Genomic DNA, 20,608 nt, shown 5'->3' with positions numbered 1-20,608 from the left:
TCGCCTCGGCCTGAGCCGTTAGGATCGGTGAGTCGCTGGCCGTCAGGCTGGATGCGGCTCCAATCTGAACGGAAGGCATCTCATGGCTGAACGCGAAATCCACATCGTCGGCGCGGTACGCACGCCGATTGGCTCCTTCGGCGGCGCGCTGAAGGACGTCGACCTGATCTCCCTCGCTACGACGGCATGCCGGGGCCTGCTGGAACGCTCGAGCACGCCGGCCGATGCTGTCGGGCATGTCGTGATGGGCAACGTCATCCCCACCGAACCGCGCGACGGGTACCTGGCGCGCGTTGCGGCAGTGGACGCCGGGATACCGCTGGAGACGCCCGCGTTCAACGTCAACCGGCTCTGTGGCTCCGGCTTGCAGGCGGTGATCAGCGCGGCGCAGTCAATCCTCCTCGGCGACGCAGACCTGGCCATCGGCGGCGGGGCGGAGAGCATGAGCCGCGGGCCGTTCATCCTGCCGAACCTGCGCTGGGGTGCGCGCTTGGGCGACGCGCAGGCGATCGACTACATGAACACGCTGCTGCATGACCCTTGGGGCAAGTTCCACATGGGCGTGACCGCGGAAAACGTCGCCGAGCGCTACGGCATCAGTCGTGAGCGGCAGGATGAACTGGCGCTGGAGAGCCAGCAACGCGCCAGCCGGGCCGTGGCCAACGGCTATTTCCGCGAGCAGATCGTTCCGGTCGCGGTGCCGACCCGCAAGGGAATAATTCAATTCGATACCGATGAGCACATCCGCGCAGACATGACCGCCGAGCGCCTAGCCGCGCTCAAACCGGTATTCAAGAAGGACAACGGCACCGTGACCGCAGGCAATGCGTCCGGGCTCAACGACGGTGCCGCGGCGTTGATGCTGGCGGAGGCCGGGCGGGCCCGCGCGCTGGGGCTTCAATCACTGGCGCGGCTCGTGGGCTACGCGCATGCGGGCGTCGATCCGGCTTACATGGGCATCGGGCCGGTGCCGGCGGTGCGCAAGGTGCTAGAACGCACCGGGCTTGAGCTGGCGCAGATGGATGTCATCGAGGCAAACGAGGCCTTCGCCGCCCAGGCCTGCGCCGTGATGCAGGAACTGGGCATGGACCCGGCGCGCGTCAATCCCAACGGTTCGGGCATCTCGCTCGGCCATCCGGTGGGCGCGACCGGCGCGATCATTGCCGTCAAGGCCGTGCACGAGCTGCGCCGCACGGGTGGGCGCTACGCGCTGGTGACCATGTGCATAGGCGGCGGGCAAGGTATCGCGGCGATCTTCGAGCGCGTCTGAGGCGAGCGAGGGGCGGCTCATCGGGCAGCGAAACTCTTCGCTGAAGATTTCGCCCCGCCTGCCGACAAGCCGGGAGCGAGGTGACCTCTCGACACGAGCCCGGCTTTTCACAGGACGACCCATGAGCAACGTATCCGCCACCGACTCCTTATCGCTTCTGCTTTTCACGCTGCGCAGCGGCAAGCAGATGGCGATCAACCTGTTGAAAGTTAGCGAAATCATTCCGACCCCGTCGCTGACCCGGTTGCCCGAGTCGCACCCGCACGTCCGTGGAGTGGCCACTCTGCGCGGTCAGCCGCTGTCGGTGATCGACCTCAGCCTGGCCATCGGCATGGCGCCGCTGCCGGACCCCAAGGGTGGCTGCCTGATCGTCACCGAGATCAGCCGCTCCAAGCAGGGGCTGCACGTGCAGTCCGTGGTGCGGATCGTTCATATCCGCTCGTCGAAGATCCTGCCGCCACCCTACGGTGCGCGCAGCAGCTCGTTCATCACCGGCACGGCTGAGGTCGACGGCGAGCTGATCCAGATCCTCGACGTTGAAAAGGTCATTCACAACATCGCGCCGGCACCGATCGATGCGGATATTTCGGAACTCGACATCCAGGACGCTCAGCTCCTCACCGAAACACGCGCGTTGGTGGTGGATGACAGCCAGGTCGCGATCCACATGTCGGTGTCCGCGCTGACCAAGATGGGCGTGACCTGTCACGCCGTGCGCAGCGCGCGGGAAGCCTTCGATAAGTTGGACAGCCTCAAGGGCAGCCACGACGCGATCAACATGGTGGTCTCGGATATCGAGATGCCGGAGATGGACGGTTATTCCTTCACCCAGGCGCTACGCAAACATCCCGACCATGGGTCGATCTACGTGCTGCTGCATACCTCGCTGGACAGCACCATCAGCACCGACAAGGCCAAGGCTGCCGGTGCCAATGACATCCTGACCAAGTTTTCTCCGCCGGAAATGGCCAAGTGCATGCTGCGCGCCGCCCGGGTGATCCATCTCGGCGAGGATGCTTCGGTCGCCTGAGCGAGCGGGCATCCGGGCAGCGTGTCCGCCCCGTAGGGGCGTGCATGCTCGCGACTGCTTCTGGCCCACGTCGCCCGTTACAGGTAACCGAGTGCAGCGGCAATCAACTGGCGCGTTTGCCGAAGCTCGCGTCGCGTGTGTTGACGTATAGCGCATATACCGAGTGGCAGCTTGCCATGAACAGTCGGTTGCCTTTGGCGCCGCCGAAGCAGAGGTTGGCGCATCGCTCGGGCAAGCGGATTTTGCCGATGGCCTTGCCTTGCGGATTGAAGACCATCACGCCATCCAGGTCCGCCGGGTTGGCTTCTGGTGCGCCCGAGCTGCCCCAGCCGCACCAAAGGTTGCCGTCTTCGTCGCACTTGATGCCGTCGAGCGCACCGTTGGGCATCGCCTCGATGTGCTTGCGCCGTTCGCCCAGGGTGCCGTCATCATTGACCGTGTAGGCCCAGACCAAGCGGTTCGGCTTGGCGCGTCCTTCGACGACGTACAAGGTTTTCTGATCCGGCGAGAAGCACAGCCCGTTCGGGCCGGCGATCTGGTCGATCACGCGGGTCAGTTCACCCGTCTCACCATCGATCCGGTAGACGCCGTCAGGCAATTCGGTCTCGATCTTGTGGCCCTCGTAGTAGTTGCTCGTCTGGAAGGGCGGGTCGGTGAACCAGATGGAGCCGTCCTGGCGCACGGCCAGGTCGTTGGGCGAATTGAAGCGCTTACCCTCGAAGGTATCGGCCAGCACGGTGATGCTGCCGTCGGGCTCGGTGCGTGTCACGCGGCGGCCGATGCCGTTGGTGGTGGAGCCTTCGCACACCAGCAAGCGGCCCTGCAGGTCACGGGCCAGGCCGTTGGAATGGTTGGAGTGCTCGCGGTAGACGTCGAACGAGCCAGTCATTTCGTCCCAGCGCATGATGCGATTTTCCGGAATGTCACTGAGCAGCAGGTAGCGACCGTCACCGACCCAGACCGGACCTTCGGCCCAACGCATCCCCGTGGCCAGGCGCTCGACGCTTGCGTTGAACAGCCGGTACTTGGCGAAGCTCTCGTCGAGTATCTCGACGAGTTCGTCAGGGTAGCGCTGGGTTAAGGGTTCGGCATGGGTGAGTCGGGGCAGGCCCAGCGCGCCCAGGGAGGCGACGCCGGCTGAAACCATGAGTGATTTTTTCAGGAAGTCGCGGCGTGGCGTGCTGGCGTTGGGCGTGGTGTCGGTCGTTGGAATGGTCATGTGGTGCGTCCTATCGATCTTTTTATTCGCATAGGGAAGCCGTCTCTGCGCTGGGCGGCAAAGCGCTTGGAAGGGCTGGCGTTTACGCGTTAGCGCGGGCTGTCGCGAGAATGATCCCGGCGGGCGCATCCTGAGGAGAGCGTGGGCATGTAGGGTCCGTCGTTATTGTTAGTAGAGGTTGTCGTACAACCTTCCTCAGTATTGTGCCCGTTTGGACCCTTGTCAAAGCGGATTGCTGATTTATTGGGCATCTCTTCAAGAGAGGAGGTCGTATGACTTGCCGCCCGCGCACCCTGTCGCTACGCCACGTAGAATGCTCGGCTTCTATCTGCAACGGGGCGTGACACGTGGATTTGCAGCAGGGCTTCGTCCTGACCCGGCACTGGCGCGACACCGCGGAGGGCACCGAGGTGGAGTTTTGGCTGGCCACCGACAGCGGGCCGCGCCGGCTTCGCGTGCCGAACCAGATCTCCGTGGCCTTCATCCCGGCAGCGCAGCGGCGCGAAGCCGAGCGCCTTTTGACGGGTGAACGCGACGTCGAACTCCGCCCACTGGAGCTGACCGATTTCCGCCATCGGCCGGTGCTCGGTCTGTACTGCAAATATCATCGCCAGTTGATGGGCTTGGACAAGCGCCTGCGCGCGGCCGGGGTGAGCGTCTACGAGGCGGATATACGGCCGCCGGAGCGCTACCTGATGGAGCGGTTCATTACCGCGCCGGTCAGCTTCACCGGCCAACCCGACGCCGGGGGCGTGCTGAGCGAGGCGCAGATCAGACCAGCCCCGGATTATCGCCCGCGGCTGCGGCTCGTCTCGCTGGATATTGAAACCACCATGCGCGGCGAGCTGTATTCCATCGCGCTGGAAGGTTGCGGCCAGCGCCAGGTGTACATGCTCGGGCCGCCAAATGGCGACGCGACTGATGTGGACTTCGCGCTTGAGTATTGTGACCGCCGTGGTCAACTCATCGAGCGGCTCAACGCCTGGATGGCCAAGCATGACCCGGACGCCATCATCGGCTGGAATGTCGTGCAGTTCGATCTGCGCGTCCTGCGCGAGCAGGCGCAGCGCCATGGCGTGCCGCTGCGTATCGGGCGTGGTGGTGAGGAGATGGCCTGGCGCGAACATGGGCACCGCAGCCAGCACTACTTTGCCGCGGTGCCCGGCCGGCTGGTGATCGACGGTATCGAGGCGCTGCGCTCGGCTACCTGGAGCTTTCCCTCGTTCAGCCTGGAAAACGTCGCGCAGACGCTGCTCGGCGAAGGCAAAGCGATCGACACGCCGTATCAGCGCATGGACGAAATCAACCGCCTATTCGCTGAGGACAAACCCGGCCTGGCGCGCTACAACCTCAAGGATTGCGAACTGGTCACACGCATCTTCGAGAAGACTGAGCTGCTGATCTTTCTGCTCGAGCGCGCCACGGTAACTGGGTTACCGGCTGACCGCAGCGGTGGCTCGGTGGCAGCCTTCGAGCATCTCTACATTCCGTTGATGCACCGCCAAGGCTTCGTCGCGCCCAATCTGGGCGAGCGGCCGCCGGAAGCCAGCCCGGGCGGCTTCGTGATGAATTCGCAGCCGGGCCTGTACGAATCGGTGCTGGTATTGGACTACAAGAGCCTGTACCCCTCGATCATCCGTACCTTTCTGATCGATCCGGTGGGGCTGGTCGAAGGCCTGCAGCAGCTCGGTGACAGCGACTCGGTGCCGGGTTTTCGAGGCGCTCGTTTCTCCCGCACTCGGCATTGCCTCCCGGCAATCGTCGAACGCGTATGGGAAGGGCGGGAGACGGCCAAACGCGAGGGCAACAAGCCGCTTTCGCAGGCGCTGAAGATCATCATGAACGCCTTCTACGGCGTACTCGGCTCAAGCGGCTGCCGCTTCTTCGACCCGCGCCTGGCCTCGTCCATTACCTTGCGCGGGCACGAGATCATGCGCCGCACCCGCGAACTGATCGAGGCCGAGGGTTATGCGGTTATCTATGGCGACACCGACTCCACCTTCGTCTGGCTCCGCCGTGCCCATGACGACGAATCGGCTGCGCGCATCGGCCGGCAACTGGTGCAGATCATCAACGCCTGGTGGCGTGAGCACCTGCAAGAAACATTTGGCTTGCAGAGCGCGCTGGAGCTGCAATTCGAAAGTCATTTCAAGCGTTTCCTGATGCCTACCATTCGCGGCGCAGAGGAGGGCAGCAAGAAGCGCTACGCAGGCTTGGTTACCCGCGCCGACGGCAGTGATGGGCTGGTCTTCAAAGGGCTGGAAACGGTACGCACCGACTGGTCACCGCTTGCTCAGGCGTTCCAGCAGGAACTCTACCGACGCATCTTCGACGACGAACCCTATCAGGAGTACGTCCGCGACTATGTCAGCCGTACCTTGGCCGGTGAGCTGGACGACCAGCTTGTTTTTCGCAAACGCTTGCGCCGCCGCCTGGACGACTACGAGCGCAACGTGCCGCCGCATGTGCGGGCGGCGCGTATCGCCGACGCGTACAACCTGCAGCAGGGGCGCCAGCGGCAGTATCAGAGCGGCGGTTGGATCAGCTACGTCATGACAGTTGCTGGCCCCGAGCCGCTTGAAGTGCGGCGCGCGCCCATCGACTACGACCATTACGTGTCCCGCCAATTGCAGCCGATCGCTGATGCCATCCTCCCGTTCGTAAATGACAGTTTCAGCGCGTTGATCGACGATCAGCTCGGTTTGTTCTAACGCCTTTCAGCCTATCTCGCTTCTGGCCAGCACCATCACGACGCCCAGGAAATAGAGCCCGATCAGGGTCACGCTTTCAAACCCGATGCGGCCCAGGCCCTGCTTTTCACGGTGTAACAGCCCCATCAGGAGTACACCGGTCATGAGGATCGACAGCGCGATCCAGAGCAGCACACTGCTGGAGATGTGGTGATAAATCGAGCCGCCTCGATAGGGCGACAATACCGATCACGACTGCGCACGCGAACAGAAGGCCGATGCTGACGGATAAACCCATCGTCTCAAGGTTGGGTATCACGCGTTCTCCAAGTGGCTCGGTTCCTCAAGCGTTGTGCAAGGTAGAACGGCAGCCAACACCAGGGTTCCATGCGCAGGGCTTGATGTAGTTTGTTCGTATATGAATATAAAAATTGAAAAGTTACGTATGCGTAGTAGTCTGTAGGTGTCTTGATAACCAGACGGAGCGCCCGAATGAACCCAGTACAGGCGGCCAGCAAGCCTGATATCAGCTCACCCGATGCGGGCCGGGTGGCGCTGACGTTCTTTTTCAACCTCATGGGGTTGTGGAAGTGCAGCGCCGAACAACAGCGAGTACTGCTCGGGTCCGTCGGCAACACCACATACTTCAAGTACAAGAAGTTGCCCGAAGTACGGCTACCGCGTGACACCCTGGAGCGCATTTCCTACCTGATGGGCATTCACAAGGCGCTGCGCATCATTTTTAGCAACCAGGCCGAGCGGGCCTACGAATGGGTGCATAAACCCAACGAGGCTGCGCCTTTCAACGGCCACAGCGCGCTGGACTACATGCTTGGTGGGCAGGTCGTCGACCTGGCCGACGTGCGCCGTTACCTCGACGGGGTGCGAGGCTGATGCCACGGCAGGACGTGCTACCCGGATGGCGAAAAGCTTATCGGCTGATCAACAGCTCCTACCCGCCGCTGAGTGTGTTTGAGGACACGCTCGATCCGGTCGATCTCGACATGGCCTTCGCCATCGAGGCGATGACCAACGACCGGCTGCGGGACGAGGCTGGCATGCTGCAGCGGGTGCCGCCAGGCGACCGGGTCAGCGGCCCGGGCTCGACCGTGGTCATGGCGGCCTTCACCCACATCGGCAACGCCAGCCGTTTCAGCGACGGTACCTATGGCGTGTACTACTGCGCCAGTTCGATCGACGCGGCCATCGCCGAGACCAAGTTCCACCAGGAGCGCTTTCTGGCCGCCACCCGCGAAGCGAACGTCGAAATCACGATGCGCGCCTATGTGAACAAGGTGGTCAAGCCGTTGATCGACGTACGCGACCAGGCCGAATTGCACCAGCCGGAGCTGTCGACCTATGCCGGAACGCAGGCGTTCGCCCGTGAAAGGCGGGATGGCAAGACTTGGGGGCTTCTCTACCGGAGCGTGCGTCTGGAAGGCCACGAATGTGTCGCCGCCTTCCGGCCGCAGGCGGTTTCGCTGCCGGTGCAGGGCGCGCATTTCCGCTATGTGTGGGACGCACGCGCCGGTGCCATCACACACGTCATGGAGCTCACCGAGGTGAAGGTCTAGCCGCCCGCTAATCGGCGCGCCCGGCGATTCTTGAGTTCGATCAATTCCATCATGTGCTGGTGTGGTTAGCCTGAGGCCTCACCCTCAAGCACACCGAGGCCGCCAATGGCCAAGAAATTTCCCCTCAACCCACCACATCCCGAGCGCATCTGCTGGGGCTGCGACCGCTATTGCTCCGCCGACTCGCTTGCCTGCGGTAACGGTGCCGACCGCACCCAGCACCCAGCCGAGATGATGGGCGACGACTGGTATCTGTACGGTGGCTACAGCGATCTGATCGCCACGGACAAGCCGGAGGAGGCCGAGGTTTGAAGCTGCGTGTCAGTTGGCCGTGGTTCGGGATTGGTCGAGCATATGGCGCACTTTCGCCAACAGGTCGCCGATCTGGAACGGTTTGATCACCATATCCATTCCGCCAGCCAGGAACCGGTCGCGGCGCACCGCATTCTCGGCATAACCGGTCATGAACAGAACCGGCAACGTGGGGCGGTACGTCCGCGCTGTGTCTGCCAGCTCGCGTCCCGACAGTTGCGGCAGCCCAACGTCAGTCAATAACAGATCCACGCTGGGGTCGCCTTGCAGCACGGTCAGGGCCGTCGCCACATCTCCGGCCTCGGTGCAACGGTAGCCCGCTTCGCTAAGCATTTCGGCCACCAGCATGCGCACCGCCGGCATGTCTTCGACGATGAGAACATGCTCACCCGTGCCTGTAGGCAGGTCGACCGAAGCCATCGACACGGCGGACGCGGCGACGGCAGCAGGCAGCACGAGCGTGACCTCGGTGCCCAGGCCTACCGCACTGCTCAGCCGAACCTCACCGCCCGATTGCCGGGCGAAGCCATAAATCGATGACAGGCCCAGTCCCGTACCCTGGCCAAGCGGCTTGGTGGTGAAGAAGGGGTCGAAGACCTTGTCGAGGAACTCCGGGGCAATGCCTGTTCCGTTGTCTTTGACGGTCAGCAATACATAGCTGCCTGGAGCCAGTTCGGGGTCGTCGACCGCCTGAAACATGTCGGTACGGATGGCAATGGTGCCGCCGGCCGGCAAGGCATCGCGTGCATTGATCACCAGGTTGAGCACCGCGCTTTCGAGTTGGTTGGCATCGACCTGAGCGATAGCCCCGTGATCGCATAACTCCAGATGCAGCGTGATGCGTTCGCCTATGGTGCGCTGGAGCAATTCCTCCAGCGAGCGTATCTGTTCGTTGAGATCGGCCGGGCGGGCATCCAGCGGCTGTTGACGCGCGAACGCCAGCAGACGATTGGTCATCGAGGCGGCGCTACGCGCCGAGTTCAACGCTGTGTCGGCGAAGCGCAATACGGCGTCGGTGCGGCCTTCCTGGGCGCGCTTTTTCAACAGTTCGATGCCGGTGATGATGCCAGTCAACAGGTTATTGAAGTCATGGGCGATGCCACCGGTGAGCTTGCCCAGCGAGTCCATTTTCTGCGCTTGCATCAGCTGTGCTTCGGTCTTGACGCGCTCGGCCACTTCGCGGGCGAGCTCGGTGTTCGCGTCGTCGAGTTGCTGGCGCTGGCTGCGCTCGCGCTGGCGTTGTTCGGTGATGTCCTCGATGACCAACAGCCCGAGTTCAGTTGCCCGGTAGGGCGATACCTGCCACTTGGTCTCGCGCTGGGTGCCGTCGATCTTCATGAGCAGCGTGTTCTGCCAGCGCGCCCCGCTTGCCAGGCATTCACGAAGCTCCGCGAGCTTGGCTTGCTGGCCTGGCGCGACGCACGTGCTGAGGGTCGCGGTGTCCTGCTCGATGCCCAGCAGAAGGCCGAGCGCGCGGTTGCCTTCATGCACGTGCAACTGGGTGTCGATCACCGCAATCGGCGCCGCGACCTGGGAAAAGATGTCGCGAAAGCGCGCCTCGCTGTCACGCAGCGCGTGCTCGGTATCGCGGACGCGCAGCAAAGTGCGCAGCGTGGCGAGGAGCACGTCCGGGTCGACGGGGTGAATGAGGTAGGCGTCTGCGCCGGCGTCCAGCCCGGTAATGATGTCACCCGTCTGGATCGAGGCAGCCGAGACGTGGATGACCGGCAACAGGCGGGTGCGGTCATCCGCTCGCAGCGTCCTGACGATGTCGAACCCGCTCATGTCGGGCAGGTTCACATCGAGGATCAGCCCGCCGATCACTTGTGATTCCAGGACGGCCAAACCTTCGGCCCCCGTTCCGGCCTCGATGACGGAATAGCCGTGTTTCTCCAGCACGCGTCGCATCGCATAGCGCGTAGCGGCATTGTCGTCGACGATGAGTAATCGGTTCCTATGCGGCATCGAATGGCTCCGGCGAAATGGCCACGGGAATGATGACGTAGAACGTCGAACCCACACCCGGCGCGCTGTCTACTCCGACACGCCCGCCGAGCAATTCGGCGAACCGTTTGCACAGCGACAGCCCCAGGCCGGTGCCGCGTAAACGCTTCTGCAGCGGTGTGTCGATCTGGACGAAGTCTTCGAACAGGGTGCTGTGCAGATCGTCCGGGATGCCGATACCAGTGTCCGTCACCGCGAAGCGGACTTCCGAATCACCTTCAGGCCGTACCGACACGCGTATCTCGCCCTGTTGGGTAAATTTGAGCGCGTTGGATATGAAGTTGCGCAAGATCTGCGCGAGCTTCTTGTCGTCGGTATACAGCCGCGGCATGTCCTGCGGCTCCTCGAAGATGAGGGCGACGGCGTCGGTGTCAACGATCGGGCGGAACATGCCACGCAGGGCGGAGAAGAGGTCCAGCATGTCGAACCAGGCCGGCGAGATAGTGATGCGCCCGGCCTCGATCTTGGCCAGGTCCAGCAGATCATCGACCATGTCGCTGAGCTCGGTCGCCGCACCACTGATGAACAACACCTGTTTGTGCTGCTCCGGGCTCAGCGGGCCATCCAGTTCGTCGCTGAGCAGCCGCGTGATGCTGCGGATCGAACCTAACGGCGTACGAAACTCGTGGCTCATATACGACAGGAATCGGCTCTTGAGATCCGATGCCTGGCGCAATTGCTCGGCTTGGGTATCGAGCTCGGCGTACAGCGCTAGCACGCCCTGGTTGGTTTCATCCAGCTCGGCACGCAGCGAGTCGTTTTCGCTGCGAAGCTGCTCGAGCTCGGCCTGGGTCGGATCAGTCATCGATTGCCTCCAGTGAAACCACCATTACCGTTACGTCGTCTCGGCCCCGGCAATAATCCCGGTGGAGCAGGGCAGCGATGATGGCTGGATGACGGTTCGCAAGGCCTGGGTAGTCTTGCAGGTTCCAGCGTGACTGCAGGCCATCGCTATACAGGATCAACAGTTCAGTGCCGTTGGCGGGGTAGTCGTAGGCGACGGCTTTGCGAAACTGCGAGCCGACAATTCCGGGGTGGGAGGCCAGGCCTCGGCTTTTCTCCAGCGTGACGAGGTGTCCGCCGATGTTACCGACGCCGGCGAACCTGAGCGAGGCGGTCGCGCGGTCATAGCGGGCGATCGCCGCCGCGCCGCCACGCGTCCCGGTCATTGCGTGATTCATGTCGGAGAGATTCTGGGCAGGGTCGTCCAATGGTGTTGAGGCGAACACGGCGATCCCGGCTTGGCTGGCCCGCTCAGCCTCGGGCCCATGACCAATGCCGTCTACCACAAGGGCGCTCAGCACGCCTCCGGCCATCACCAGCATCCAGCCGTCGCCGCATGCCTTGTCGTTATTCAGCGAATGCTGGCTGACGCCGAAGCGCAGCCGCAGGGGTGAAACCTTGCGCGGATAGACCTGCGCCAGGACTACGGAGCCGCGCTCATCGGAGTGAACATCGAAGACCTGCGCCAGACGGCCCAAGGCGCCTAGCCCGTTTCCCGGCGTACCTCCCGTAGAAAAACCATCGACCAGGCACTGCTGCGGATTGAATCCGGGGCCCTTGTCGACGGCGATCAGCTCGATGCCTGCGCCATCGTCTGCCGGCACTGATCGAAGGTGAAGGGCGCCATGACGGGCATGTTTGAGGAGGTTGGTCGATAGCTCATTGGAGACGATCGCCACACGGCCAGCATCGGCTTCGTCGAAACCAAGTCGGGCGGCAAGTGCCAGCGCGACGCGTCGGGCCTGGCCGACTTGGCTTTCGTCATCGATGGGCAATACGGTCGTGATGTAGCTGCCTGCGGTCATGCCCATTTGGTGATACTGATCCGTGTGCCGGCGCCGGGGGTGCTGTTCAGCTCGAACTCATCGACCAAGCGTCGGGCGCCGGTCAAGCCGAGGCCCAGGCCACCACCAGACGTCCAACCATCTGTAAGCGCAAGTTTGATATCGGCGATGCCAGGTCCTTCGTCACGAAAGGTCAGGCGAATGCCGGTGCGCGCGCCTTGTTCGACCATGTCCCAGTCCATGTCGCCGCCGCCACCGTACACCACGGTATTTCGCGCCAGCTCGCTGACTGCGGTGACCAGCTTGGTCTGATCGATCAGGCGCATGCCGCAATCTTGGGCCAGCTTGCGCACTGCCTGGCGCGCAAGAACCACGTCCTGCTCGATGCGTACCGCGACGGAGCCGCTGGTGCGCACGTTCATTTAGCGGCCATCCGCTTGTGCAGGAGCTGCATACCTTTCTCAACATTGAGAGCAGTACTCACACCCTGAAGCGTAAGGCCCAGCTCGACGAGGGTAATCGCCACGGCAGGCTGCATGCCGACCACCACGGTTTCAGCATCCATGATGCTGGACAGCCCGGAAATCGAGCTGATCATGCGGCCAATGAAAGAATCGACCATGTCAAGTGCTGAGATATCGATCAGCACGGCGCGGGCGGATGTCGAGCTGATGCGCTCGGCCAGATCGTCTTGTAGCGTCAACGCCAGTTGGTCATGCATGTCGACCTGAATGGTAACGAGCAGGAAATCGCCCATTTGCAGGATTGGGATACGTTCCATTTAGACGACCTTCGTAACGGTTAGGCCGGCGCGGCGCAGGGCCAGCGCCAGCGCATCAGCCAGCGAGGCCTTGGTGACGACCCCCTGAAGATCCAGACCGAGATGCACGATGGTTTGGGCGATCTGTGGCCGCACGCCGCTGATGATGCAGTCGGCACCCATCAGTCGAATCGCCGTTACGGTGCGCAGCAGGTGCTGGGCGACGAGGGTGTCGACGGTCGGCACGCCGGTGATGTCGATGATCGCGATCTCAGAGCCGGTATCGACGATACGCTGCAGCAGCGATTCCATGACGACCTGAGTGCGTTGCGAGTCCAGCGTGCCAATCATCGGCAGTGCGAGCACCCCGTCCCAGAGCTTGACTACGGGCGTCGACAATTCCAGCAGCTCTTCCTGCTGGCGCTGGATAACCGCCTCGCGGGATTTCTGGAAGGTGCGTACGGTCTGAAGACCAAGCTGGTCGATCAGCTCGGACAGCGCCCAGAGCTGCTCGGCCAGCAGCGACGGTTCATCGGTGAATTCGCGTTGCAGCAGAGGCATCAACGGCCGCTTGATAGAGAAGATGAAGCCTGCCGTCTCTTGCGAATCGAAGCCGAGCAAAACGCGGCTGCGTGACAGCTGCTCCAGGAACTGGCGCATGTCCTCCCAGCCGTCGGCGCGCAGATCGAACGTGCTGGAGCGGCCGGCACCGGCGATCAGCAGCTTGAGGAACTCCGCAGTTTGCTGGCGGAACTCCTCGGGTTTGACGTTCCGATAGCCGCCGGTAGCCTCGAGCTCCCGTGTCCATTCATCAAGGAGGTCTCGCTCGTGTTTGGCAATGACAGTGAGGGTGCGCTGTTGCAGAGAGGCCATGGCAGTTCCTATAAACGGGGCGGTGAGGCGAGAGTCGACTTGGATGCGAAATGCATGGCAGCGTTCCAGTGGTGCATGCAAAGGCGAGTCGACTGAAGCGCAAAATCTTCGGCGTGGCCTGTAGAGGCTGGAATTCGGCTGGTGGATGCGTCTGACGCAAGGCGCCAGGCTGCTTCGCGGGTATGCCGATGCCGAGGGGTGAGGAAAAGGGCGCGCCTTGTTAACGAGGCAGGACCGTATCTATACGTGGCGCAGCGGTAGCATTTCGCCTTAACTCCCGGGCTCGGTCAAGGTTCGTTTTGCGCTCGGACGCCATTGCGAGCCCGGGTCCGGGCAACGATGCCGGCTGGCGCTACCGTTCGGCGGGTTTACTGGCGCTTCACTTCAGTGAAACACCGCTGGGCCGACATCGGACGGTGCGGGTCTGATTCCGCTGCAGGGCCATGCCGTGATGGCACTTCGCCTTTGCTGAGTTTTCGGTCAAGATTCGCGCCCATTTCTTCAGGAAGGCAGCCCATGCTGGTCGGTAGCTATAACAACATCCTGGTGTTCTTTTCGTTCGTTGTTGCCGTCCTTGCTTCCTACACCGCGTTGGATATGGCCGGGCGCGTCGCGACCGCCCAGGGTCGCGCGGCACGGTGGTGGCTCGCCGGCGGTGCTTTCTCCATGGGGCTGGGGATCTGGTCCATGCACTTCATCGGCATGCTGGCGTTCAGTTTGCCAATGTCGCTGGGCTACGACCCGCTGATAACAGCCGGTTCGCTGGCTATTTCAATTCTTGCTTCGGCAATGGCGCTGTGGCTGGTGTGCCAGCAGGCACTGCCGTTGAGCCGCCTGGTGCAAGGGGCGCTTTTGATCGGCGCGGGCATCGCGGTGATGCATTACAGCGGCATGGCAGCCCTGCGGATGCAGCCGGGGATCATCTATGACACCGGCTGGCTGATCGCATCGGTGGTGGTTGCCGTGCTGGCATCCGGTGCGGCGCTGTGGCTGGCCTTCCGGCTGCGTGCCGACCTGCAGCATGTCAAAGCTTGGCGCGGCGCGGCGGCACTGGTGATGGGGCTCGCTATCGTCGGCATGCACTACACGGGCATGGCAGCGGCATCCTTTCCCGAGGGCAGCTATTGCGGCGCTGCGAATGGCGTCGATACCAACTGGCTGGCACTGCTGGTCATCGTCGTAACGCTCGCAGTATTGGCGATTACATTGATCGTTTCGGTGCTCGACGCGCGGCTGCAGACACGTACCACCGTGCTGGCCAACTCGCTGGAGAAAGCCAATAGCGAACTGATGCAGCTCGCGCTGCACGACAACCTGACACGACTGCCCAATCGCTTGTTGCTCGAGGATCGCTTGAACCAAGCACTGAACGTAGCGCGGCGCGAACGTTCTTGCTTCGCGGTGATGTTCATGGACCTGGACGGCTTCAAAGCGGTGAATGATGCCTACGGCCATCACATGGGAGACCAGTTGCTGGTCAGCGTGACCGAACGGCTCAGCGCGGGGGTTCGTGCGCAGGACACATTGGCGCGGCTCGGTGGCGATGAGTTCGTCCTGCTCGCAGCCATCAGCGACCCGGAGGACGCCGCTACCTTGGCCGCCAAGCTGGTGCAGCGCATCAGCGAGCCGTTTGTGCTGTCGCGCCACACCTTCAGCGTTTCGCTGAGCATCGGCATCGCCGTATATCCCGGCGATGGCCTCACCGAACGAGACCTGCTGCTGCACGCCGACGCAGCGATGTACCACACTAAGAGCACCGGCCGTAACGGCTACAACTTCTTCGAAGCCTCGATGAATGCCGATGCCGCCGAACAACTGCAGCTGCTGCATGACCTGCGCCTGGCCGAAGCGAAGGGCGAGTTGCGCCTGCATTACCAGCCAAAGTTCGAGGCGCCGGCCGGTCCGGTGCGAGGTTTCGAAGCGCTGTTGCGTTGGGAGCATCCGCAGCGCGGGCTTCTCGCGCCGGACAAGTTCCTGCCGCTGGCGGAGAAAACCGGCCTGATCATCCCGATCGGCTGCTGGGTGTTGAACGAGGCGTGTCGGCAGCTGCGCGAATGGCATCTGCAAGGGCTGGATGAGTGGACCGTTGCGGTGAACTTGTCGGCCGTCCAGTTCGAACAGCCGGACCTGCTGGGTGTTGTCACCGCTGCGATCGAGCGGCACGGCATCCCGCCGGCGATGCTCACCATCGAGGTCACCGAGACCGTGGCGATGCGCAACCCGGACGCCACCATCGAAACGCTGGAACAATTGACTGCCTTGGGCGTCAAGGCGTCCATCGACGACTTCGGCACCGGGTATTCGAGCCTGCTCTACCTAAAGCGGTTGCCCGCTAGCGAGCTCAAGATCGACAGCGCATTCGTCCGCGACATGAGCGTGGGCAACGAGGATTCGGTGATCGTCTCCGCAATCATCGCGCTGGCCAAGGCGCTCGGATTGCAGGTCGTGGCCGAAGGGGTAGAAACGGCTGAACAGCAGCAGTTTCTCACCGGGCTGGGCTGCGAAACCCTGCAGGGCTTCCTGCTTGACCGGCCGATGACGCCCGACCAGATCCGCACGCGCCTGGAGCAGGCGCAGACGGGCCCGACCGTGTTCGCCGGTAGCGTCTGCGACGCCGCAGAGCCGGTTTGACCTCGGACGTGGCTTAGAACCAGCGGTCGTTGCGCTTTCGGCCGCGCGTCATCGCCGGAAGGATCAGGCCCGCCAGCAGGCCGGCCCCGGCGATGCTGCCGCCGTAGACCATGTAGCGCATCAGCACTTGATTGTTCTCATCACCGAGCCGGGCTTCGGCATCGCGCAGCTCCGATTCGGTGGCGGTCAGGGCGTCATCCAGGGCCTTGCGACGGGTTTCCAACTCGTCGATTAGCGCCTTGCGTGAGTCCAGGGTCTCCTGCATGCCCTGCACGCGCGCTTTCCAGCTGTCATCGATGGTTTTGAGTTTTTCGCTGAGCTCGGCGACCTGCTGCTCGAGCTGCGGCAGGCGCTCGGCCTGGCCGGGCATCTCCTGCAGGTCGCTGCTGCGGATCCAGACACGGTCGCCGTTCTCGCCGCGGATCTGACTGTAGTCACCCTGGGTGTCGAGCAGCTCGACTTTTTGCCCAGAGGTAAGGCTGCCGACGATGCGGTAACCATCGGTTGGCCCGCTGCGCACATAAGTAGTCAGGGAATCGCTGACCCAGCGCTCACTGCTCGCTTGTTGGGCCTGGGCGGGGATGGCTAATGCCAGCAGCGTGCCGATCAAGCCGGCGCCGAAGGCGTTGCGCTGGGTAGAGGAGAGGGAAAAGCGGGAAAGAAGGGCGACAAGATGACGAGATAAGGACATGGGCAGTCTTCGCGTTGAAAAGATGAAGGCCCCGGTGAACGGGCCAAAATAAAAGCGGGCCGGCCTGGTGCGCCTGTAGACCCGGGAGGGTGCGGCCGGCGATGCCGGTCAGATCGGGAGGCTGCATTCTCCCCGGCCGGCGCGGACCCCGTAGCGCTGCAGACAGGACTGACAGCGAACAGGTATGAGGGTTCATTAAATCTTCACCCGAACGTGCTCTGCCTCAGAGTTGTTCGATCCGTTGCGCGCGGATCATCACCTGATCCTGGCGAAAGCGCGCTTCCAACGAGGCGCGATAACGCTGCCACCAGATGCGGTCGAGATCGTCGGCCATGACTTCGTAAAGAATCAGGTCGTCGCGTACCGGATGGTCGTTATCCTCGCACCAGAGCCCGTCGACCGGCGCACGTGCATGGGCTGTGAGCCCGCCGAAGCGCTGCACCAGTTCATCGCGAACGTCACCGAACAGTGCCTTTGGCAGCGCCTCGCCGGTGTTGTCGTAAAGCGGCAGCAGGAGCTGGATCAGGTACATGCGCAAAGTCCTCAAGATGTCGGGATCTGTTCATCCGACCGCGGCGACGCCGGCTTGGCACCTCGGCCCGCGAACCGCCCGTAGGTCCGGGCGAATTCGGCGGCCTGGCTGGACTCCAATCAGGACAGGCACTGTCAGGAGGTAGCTAAAGATGGACGCGTCCCATCCCTCGATCAACGCGCTTCAAAAGGCGCAGGACATCACTTCGCGCTGGGCGGACGGCGAGCTTGGCGCCGACGAGGCGCAGCGGGCACTCCAATCCGTGTTCGACCAGTGGCAGCCCAGCGAGCCCTCGAACGAGACCGAACAGGTGGCAGAGGCCGCGCTCGCCGGTGCGCGCGTGGCTTTCCAGGATTGGCAGCAGCGTGGCGAGAACTGCGAAGAGCTGGTCGCGCAGTTGCGCTGGATTCTGGACCCCTCGAAGGACGGTATTACCGACCCCGTCCTTAATGTCTACGCGCCGCAGCGCCCCGACTGAATCGATTACCGGGCGAGCAGCACCACGACGACCGCCGCCAGGATGAAGGAAACGCTTTTCCAGAACAGCACCGGATTGCGCTCTATGAGCGGCGGCCTGGCCTTGGCCAGGAACGCCGGGCTGGGCTGGCGCAGTTCGAAGATGAATTCGGAAAGCGCCTCGTAGCGCTTGTACGGATCGGGGTGCAGCGCCTTGCGTAGCACATCGTCGATCCAGGCGGGCACCTCGCGGTCATGCTCGCGCACCGGCTGATAGCGCAGCTTGTTCTGCGCCGCACGCGTGCGGGCGCGGGCGACCTGCGTGCCGTAGGGCAGGGCGCCGGTGAGCATCTGGTAGGTGATGACCGCAAGCGAGAACAGGTCCGAGCGCGGTGTTCCGGCCTCGCCGAGAAAATATTCCGGTGCCATGTACTGGGCGGTGCCGAGCAGGTCGCTGCGTTCGAGCGGGGTGCTGATTTCCATCAGCCCGGCCACGCGGGTGGCGCCGAAGTCGATGATCTTCGCCGTACCGGTGGCGTCGATCATGACATTGGCCGGGCGCAGGTCCTGATGCAGCATCTCCAGCCGGTGGAAGGCGCGCAGCCCCTTGGCAATCTGCTCGACGATGCCGCGCACGGTCTCCAGGTCCGGCCGGGGGTGGTCGATCATCCACTGCGCGAGCGTTTGGCCTTCGATGTATTCACCGACGCTGTATAGATAGCTGCGCTTGCGTGTCGGCAGGCAGGGCTTGGCCACGTGAGGGCTGTCGATGCGCCGCGCGACCCATTCTTCGGTGAGGAAACGCTCAAGGTAGGGGGCGTCCCGCTGCAGGTCGATCGAAGGCGTCTTGAGGATAACGGGCGTCTGGCTGCTGTTGTCGATGGCGAGGTAGACGTGGCTGCGGCTGCTGGCGTGCACCTCGCGCACGATGGTGTAGTCGTCGAACGCCGCTCGCGGCTCGAGGATAGGCGGAAAGGGCAGCTCCGTGAGTTGCTGGTAGAGCTCGTCGGCTGCCTGCATGGGTAGCGCATCGATGCGCAGAATCTGCACGGTGAGGTTGTCGTCGCTGCCCTGCTCGAGCGCCTGGGCGACGATGGTGCGGGCAGCGGCGTCCAGGTCATCGGCATGGCTGGTGATTGCGGCGATCATCGCGGCGGAACTGATGAACTCGTAGACGCCATCGGTAGCGAGAATGAACAGGTCGCCCGATTCGACCCGCTCGGCGCGGTAATCCAGATCCAGTTGCGGGTGGATGCCCAGCGCCCGACTCAGGTAGCTCTGGTCTTCCGAAACCCACAAACGATGGTCGTGGGTCAGCTGCTCCAAGGCGGTGCCCTGCACGCGATAGATCCGCGAGTCGCCGGCGTGGAAGAGGTGCGCGGTGTTCGATTTGATAACCAGGGCGCTGAAGGTGCAGACGTAACCGCGATCGGGGTTGAAGCGCTCCGGCCCGTGCTGACCCTGCGCGTGTAGCCAGGAATTGGCGGCCATCAACACCCGCTGCGCGGAGGTCTTCACTGACCAGGCATCGGAAGTGCAGTAGTAATCGGCGAGAAAGCCGGTCACTGCCGACTCGCTGGCGATGTGGCTGACGGCGCTGCTGCTGATGCCGTCGGCCAGCGCGAGAGCGATGCCCTTGCTACTCAGCTGCGGCTCGCGCGGAATAAAGGCGCCGTGGAAGTCCTGGTTGGTTGCCTTGCGACCTTTATCGGTGTGCTGGCCTACCGAGACCGTCAGTGGGGTAGTCATGGGGGGAGATCGTTGAACTCTTGGGCGCTGGCAGCAAGGCGATCGCAAGAAAGCTCGCTGCTACAAGCGCTGCACCGGTAGGTTTGCAACCGCAGGATGACGTGGAGGGAGACAGCTTGCTGGCGATCATTCGTCATGACCACCAGCAAGCGTCCAGCAGACCTTACGACAGTTTCAGCGCACCAGGGCCCGCTTGGCGCCAGTCCGCACGTGCGTGGTGTAGAGCGTCAGGCCGGTGAAGGCCAGGCCACCGACCAGGTTACCGAGCGCGGTCGGGATTTCGTTCCAGATCATATAATCCATGATCGAGAAATTGCCGCCCATGATCATCGCGGAGGGGAACAGAAACATGTTCACCACCGAGTGCTCGAAGCCCATGAAGAAGAACAGCATGATCGGCATCCACATGGCGATGACTTTGCCACTGACGGTGGTGGAGATCATTGCGCCGACCACACCCATCGACACCATCCAGTTGCACAGCATTCCGCGCAGGAAGATCGTCAGCCAGCCGGCCAGGCCGAACTCGGCGTAGCCCAGCGTGCGTGCTTCGCCGACGTGGGAAATCTTCTCGCCGACCGGGCCCGGTTCGGTGGAAAAGCCCATGGTGAAGACGAACGCCATCATGAAGGCGACCGTCAGCGCGCCGCCGAAGTTGCCGAGAAACACTAGCCCCCAGTTGCGCAGCACGCCGTTGACGGTCACGCCTGGGCGACGGTCCAGAAGTGCCAGTGGGGTCAAAACGAACACGCCGGTAAGCAGATCGAACCCCATCAGGTAAAGCATGACGAAGCCGACTGGGAAGAGCATGGCGCCAACCAGTGGCGAGCCTGTCTGTACGGTGATGGTCACCGCGAATACCGCTGCCAGGGCCAGGATGGCGCCGGCCATGAAGGCGCGGATCAGCGTGTCGCGGGTGGACATGAAGATCTTGGATTCACCCGCGTCGACCATCTTGGTCACGAATTCCGAAGGAACGATGTAGGACATAGGTCAGTTCTCAATTGTGTTGGCAAAGCAGGTCGTTCCT

The 20,608-nt window shown here is 62.9% G+C and carries 20 protein-coding genes; 8 read left to right on the top strand and 12 right to left on the bottom strand.

Features of this window, described 5'->3' with window-relative positions; all coding sequences use genetic code 11:
* Window positions 1-82 precede the first annotated feature (82 nt).
* Both M1D78_RS11950 and M1D78_RS11945 read left to right on the top strand, forming a co-directional pair.
* Window positions 83-1,270, top strand: coding sequence for an acetyl-CoA C-acyltransferase family protein (locus tag M1D78_RS11950; protein ID WP_437422797.1), 1,188 nt, complete (start codon window positions 83-85; stop codon window positions 1,268-1,270).
* A 121-nt stretch (window positions 1,271-1,391) separates the two neighbouring features.
* Window positions 1,392-2,300 (top strand): chemotaxis protein CheV, encoded by a 909-nt coding sequence (locus M1D78_RS11945; protein ID WP_437422798.1) that lies wholly within the window; start codon window positions 1,392-1,394, stop codon window positions 2,298-2,300.
* A 103-nt stretch (window positions 2,301-2,403) separates the two neighbouring features.
* Here the strand turns inward: M1D78_RS11945 and M1D78_RS11940 are convergent, their stop codons facing one another.
* The gene (locus M1D78_RS11940) at window positions 2,404-3,519 is read right to left on the bottom strand and encodes an SMP-30/gluconolactonase/LRE family protein (RefSeq protein WP_437422799.1); all 1,116 of its coding nucleotides are present in this window, start codon (window positions 3,517-3,519) and stop codon (window positions 2,404-2,406) included.
* Between the two features lie 347 nt (window positions 3,520-3,866).
* Between M1D78_RS11940 and M1D78_RS11935 the strand changes: the two genes are divergently transcribed.
* Window positions 3,867-6,230, top strand: coding sequence for a DNA polymerase II (locus M1D78_RS11935; protein ID WP_437422800.1), 2,364 nt, complete (start codon window positions 3,867-3,869; stop codon window positions 6,228-6,230).
* 6 nt (window positions 6,231-6,236) lie between these two features.
* Here the strand turns inward: M1D78_RS11935 and M1D78_RS11930 are convergent, their stop codons facing one another.
* On the bottom strand, window positions 6,237-6,452 hold the full coding sequence (locus M1D78_RS11930; protein ID WP_437422801.1) for a hypothetical protein: 216 nt from the start codon (window positions 6,450-6,452) through the stop codon (window positions 6,237-6,239).
* A gap of 249 nt (window positions 6,453-6,701) precedes the next feature.
* On the opposite strand from M1D78_RS11930, the gene M1D78_RS11925 reads away from it, so the two are divergent.
* The 3 genes from M1D78_RS11925 to M1D78_RS11915 all read left to right on the top strand — a co-directional run bounded on the left by M1D78_RS11925 (window position 6,702) and on the right by M1D78_RS11915 (window position 8,095).
* Window positions 6,702-7,103, top strand: a complete 402-nt coding sequence (locus M1D78_RS11925) for an MbcA/ParS/Xre antitoxin family protein (protein ID WP_437422802.1) — start codon at window positions 6,702-6,704, stop codon at window positions 7,101-7,103.
* Window positions 7,103-7,783: an RES family NAD+ phosphorylase gene (locus tag M1D78_RS11920; RefSeq protein ID WP_437422803.1), complete on the top strand. Its 681-nt coding sequence runs from the start codon at window positions 7,103-7,105 to the stop codon at window positions 7,781-7,783. Before M1D78_RS11925 ends, M1D78_RS11920 begins: the two co-directional genes overlap by 1 nt.
* 105 nt (window positions 7,784-7,888) lie before the next feature.
* A complete protein-coding gene (locus M1D78_RS11915; RefSeq protein ID WP_437422804.1) occupies window positions 7,889-8,095 on the top strand; it encodes a DUF3079 domain-containing protein in 207 nt (68 codons plus the stop codon).
* 9 nt (window positions 8,096-8,104) lie between these two features.
* Here M1D78_RS11915 and M1D78_RS11910 read toward each other — a convergent pair whose 3' ends face one another.
* From M1D78_RS11910 to M1D78_RS11885, 6 genes are read right to left on the bottom strand one after another with little or no spacing between them, the layout of a single operon-like run.
* A complete protein-coding gene (locus M1D78_RS11910) occupies window positions 8,105-10,060 on the bottom strand; it encodes a response regulator (protein ID WP_437422805.1) in 1,956 nt (651 codons plus the stop codon).
* On the bottom strand, window positions 10,050-10,904 hold the full coding sequence (locus M1D78_RS11905) for a sensor histidine kinase (protein ID WP_437422806.1): 855 nt from the start codon (window positions 10,902-10,904) through the stop codon (window positions 10,050-10,052). Before M1D78_RS11905 ends, M1D78_RS11910 begins: the two co-directional genes overlap by 11 nt.
* The gene (locus M1D78_RS11900) at window positions 10,897-11,907 is read right to left on the bottom strand and encodes an ATP-binding protein (protein ID WP_437422840.1); all 1,011 of its coding nucleotides are present in this window, start codon (window positions 11,905-11,907) and stop codon (window positions 10,897-10,899) included. Before M1D78_RS11900 ends, M1D78_RS11905 begins: the two co-directional genes overlap by 8 nt.
* Window positions 11,904-12,308, bottom strand: a complete 405-nt coding sequence (locus tag M1D78_RS11895) for an anti-sigma regulatory factor (protein ID WP_437422807.1) — start codon at window positions 12,306-12,308, stop codon at window positions 11,904-11,906. The genes M1D78_RS11900 and M1D78_RS11895 overlap by 4 nt, the downstream gene beginning before the upstream one ends.
* Complete coding sequence (locus tag M1D78_RS11890; protein WP_437422808.1) at window positions 12,305-12,667, bottom strand: STAS domain-containing protein; 363 nt, start codon at window positions 12,665-12,667, stop codon at window positions 12,305-12,307. Before M1D78_RS11890 ends, M1D78_RS11895 begins: the two co-directional genes overlap by 4 nt.
* On the bottom strand, window positions 12,668-13,519 hold the full coding sequence (locus tag M1D78_RS11885) for an STAS domain-containing protein (protein WP_437422809.1): 852 nt from the start codon (window positions 13,517-13,519) through the stop codon (window positions 12,668-12,670).
* Window positions 13,520-14,035: 516 nt separating this feature from the next.
* Here M1D78_RS11885 and M1D78_RS11880 point away from each other — a divergent pair.
* Window positions 14,036-16,150 (top strand): putative bifunctional diguanylate cyclase/phosphodiesterase, encoded by a 2,115-nt coding sequence (locus M1D78_RS11880; protein ID WP_437422810.1) that lies wholly within the window; start codon window positions 14,036-14,038, stop codon window positions 16,148-16,150.
* Between the two features lie 13 nt (window positions 16,151-16,163).
* Here M1D78_RS11880 and M1D78_RS11875 read toward each other — a convergent pair whose 3' ends face one another.
* Both M1D78_RS11875 and M1D78_RS11870 read right to left on the bottom strand, forming a co-directional pair.
* Entirely contained in the window at window positions 16,164-16,841 is a 678-nt protein-coding gene (locus tag M1D78_RS11875; RefSeq protein ID WP_437422811.1) for a TIGR04211 family SH3 domain-containing protein, read from the bottom strand.
* A 223-nt stretch (window positions 16,842-17,064) separates the two neighbouring features.
* A complete protein-coding gene (locus M1D78_RS11870) occupies window positions 17,065-17,373 on the bottom strand; it encodes a hypothetical protein (protein ID WP_437422812.1) in 309 nt (102 codons plus the stop codon).
* Window positions 17,374-17,524: 151 nt separating this feature from the next.
* Here M1D78_RS11870 and M1D78_RS11865 point away from each other — a divergent pair, with 151 nt between their 5' ends.
* Window positions 17,525-17,851, top strand: coding sequence for a hypothetical protein (locus M1D78_RS11865; RefSeq protein ID WP_437422813.1), 327 nt, complete (start codon window positions 17,525-17,527; stop codon window positions 17,849-17,851).
* 5 nt (window positions 17,852-17,856) lie between these two features.
* Here M1D78_RS11865 and M1D78_RS11860 read toward each other — a convergent pair whose 3' ends face one another.
* Both M1D78_RS11860 and M1D78_RS11855 read right to left on the bottom strand, forming a co-directional pair.
* Window positions 17,857-19,578 carry a protein kinase domain-containing protein gene (locus M1D78_RS11860; protein ID WP_437422814.1) on the bottom strand — a complete coding sequence of 574 codons (1,722 nt, stop codon included), beginning with the start codon at window positions 19,576-19,578 and terminating at the stop codon, window positions 17,857-17,859.
* 174 nt (window positions 19,579-19,752) lie between these two features.
* Window positions 19,753-20,568: a formate/nitrite transporter family protein gene (locus tag M1D78_RS11855; protein ID WP_437422815.1), complete on the bottom strand. Its 816-nt coding sequence runs from the start codon at window positions 20,566-20,568 to the stop codon at window positions 19,753-19,755.
* Window positions 20,569-20,608: the final 40 nt, after the last annotated feature.

Source organism: Pseudomonas sp. SA195 (assembly GCF_054131565.1).
Note: the sequence above shows the minus strand (reverse complement) of the source record. Positions and strands in the feature narration are given on the sequence as shown.

Excerpts from the sequence above, each read along its gene's own strand:
- M1D78_RS11945 (WP_437422798.1), top strand. The coding sequence starts at position 1,392 with ATGAGCAACGTATCCGCCACCGACTCCTTATCGCTTCTGCTTTTCACG.
- M1D78_RS11865 (WP_437422813.1), top strand. The coding sequence starts at position 17,525 with ATGGACGCGTCCCATCCCTCGATCAACGCGCTTCAAAAGGCGCAGGAC.
- M1D78_RS11900 (WP_437422840.1), bottom strand. The coding sequence starts at position 11,907 with ATGACCGCAGGCAGCTACATCACGACCGTATTGCCCATCGATGACGAA.
- M1D78_RS11920 (WP_437422803.1), top strand. The coding sequence starts at position 7,103 with ATGCCACGGCAGGACGTGCTACCCGGATGGCGAAAAGCTTATCGGCTG.
- M1D78_RS11905 (WP_437422806.1), bottom strand. The coding sequence starts at position 10,904 with ATGACTGATCCGACCCAGGCCGAGCTCGAGCAGCTTCGCAGCGAAAAC.
- M1D78_RS11895 (WP_437422807.1), bottom strand. The coding sequence starts at position 12,308 with ATGAACGTGCGCACCAGCGGCTCCGTCGCGGTACGCATCGAGCAGGAC.
- M1D78_RS11860 (WP_437422814.1), bottom strand. The coding sequence starts at position 19,578 with ATGACTACCCCACTGACGGTCTCGGTAGGCCAGCACACCGATAAAGGT.
- M1D78_RS11875 (WP_437422811.1), bottom strand. The coding sequence starts at position 16,841 with ATGTCCTTATCTCGTCATCTTGTCGCCCTTCTTTCCCGCTTTTCCCTC.
- M1D78_RS11925 (WP_437422802.1), top strand. The coding sequence starts at position 6,702 with ATGAACCCAGTACAGGCGGCCAGCAAGCCTGATATCAGCTCACCCGAT.
- M1D78_RS11910 (WP_437422805.1), bottom strand. The coding sequence starts at position 10,060 with ATGCCGCATAGGAACCGATTACTCATCGTCGACGACAATGCCGCTACG.
- M1D78_RS11890 (WP_437422808.1), bottom strand. The coding sequence starts at position 12,667 with ATGGAACGTATCCCAATCCTGCAAATGGGCGATTTCCTGCTCGTTACC.
- M1D78_RS11915 (WP_437422804.1), top strand. The coding sequence starts at position 7,889 with ATGGCCAAGAAATTTCCCCTCAACCCACCACATCCCGAGCGCATCTGC.
- M1D78_RS11880 (WP_437422810.1), top strand. The coding sequence starts at position 14,036 with ATGCTGGTCGGTAGCTATAACAACATCCTGGTGTTCTTTTCGTTCGTT.
- M1D78_RS11885 (WP_437422809.1), bottom strand. The coding sequence starts at position 13,519 with ATGGCCTCTCTGCAACAGCGCACCCTCACTGTCATTGCCAAACACGAG.
- M1D78_RS11950 (WP_437422797.1), top strand. The coding sequence starts at position 83 with ATGGCTGAACGCGAAATCCACATCGTCGGCGCGGTACGCACGCCGATT.
- M1D78_RS11855 (WP_437422815.1), bottom strand. The coding sequence starts at position 20,568 with ATGTCCTACATCGTTCCTTCGGAATTCGTGACCAAGATGGTCGACGCG.
- M1D78_RS11870 (WP_437422812.1), bottom strand. The coding sequence starts at position 17,373 with ATGTACCTGATCCAGCTCCTGCTGCCGCTTTACGACAACACCGGCGAG.
- M1D78_RS11940 (WP_437422799.1), bottom strand. The coding sequence starts at position 3,519 with ATGACCATTCCAACGACCGACACCACGCCCAACGCCAGCACGCCACGC.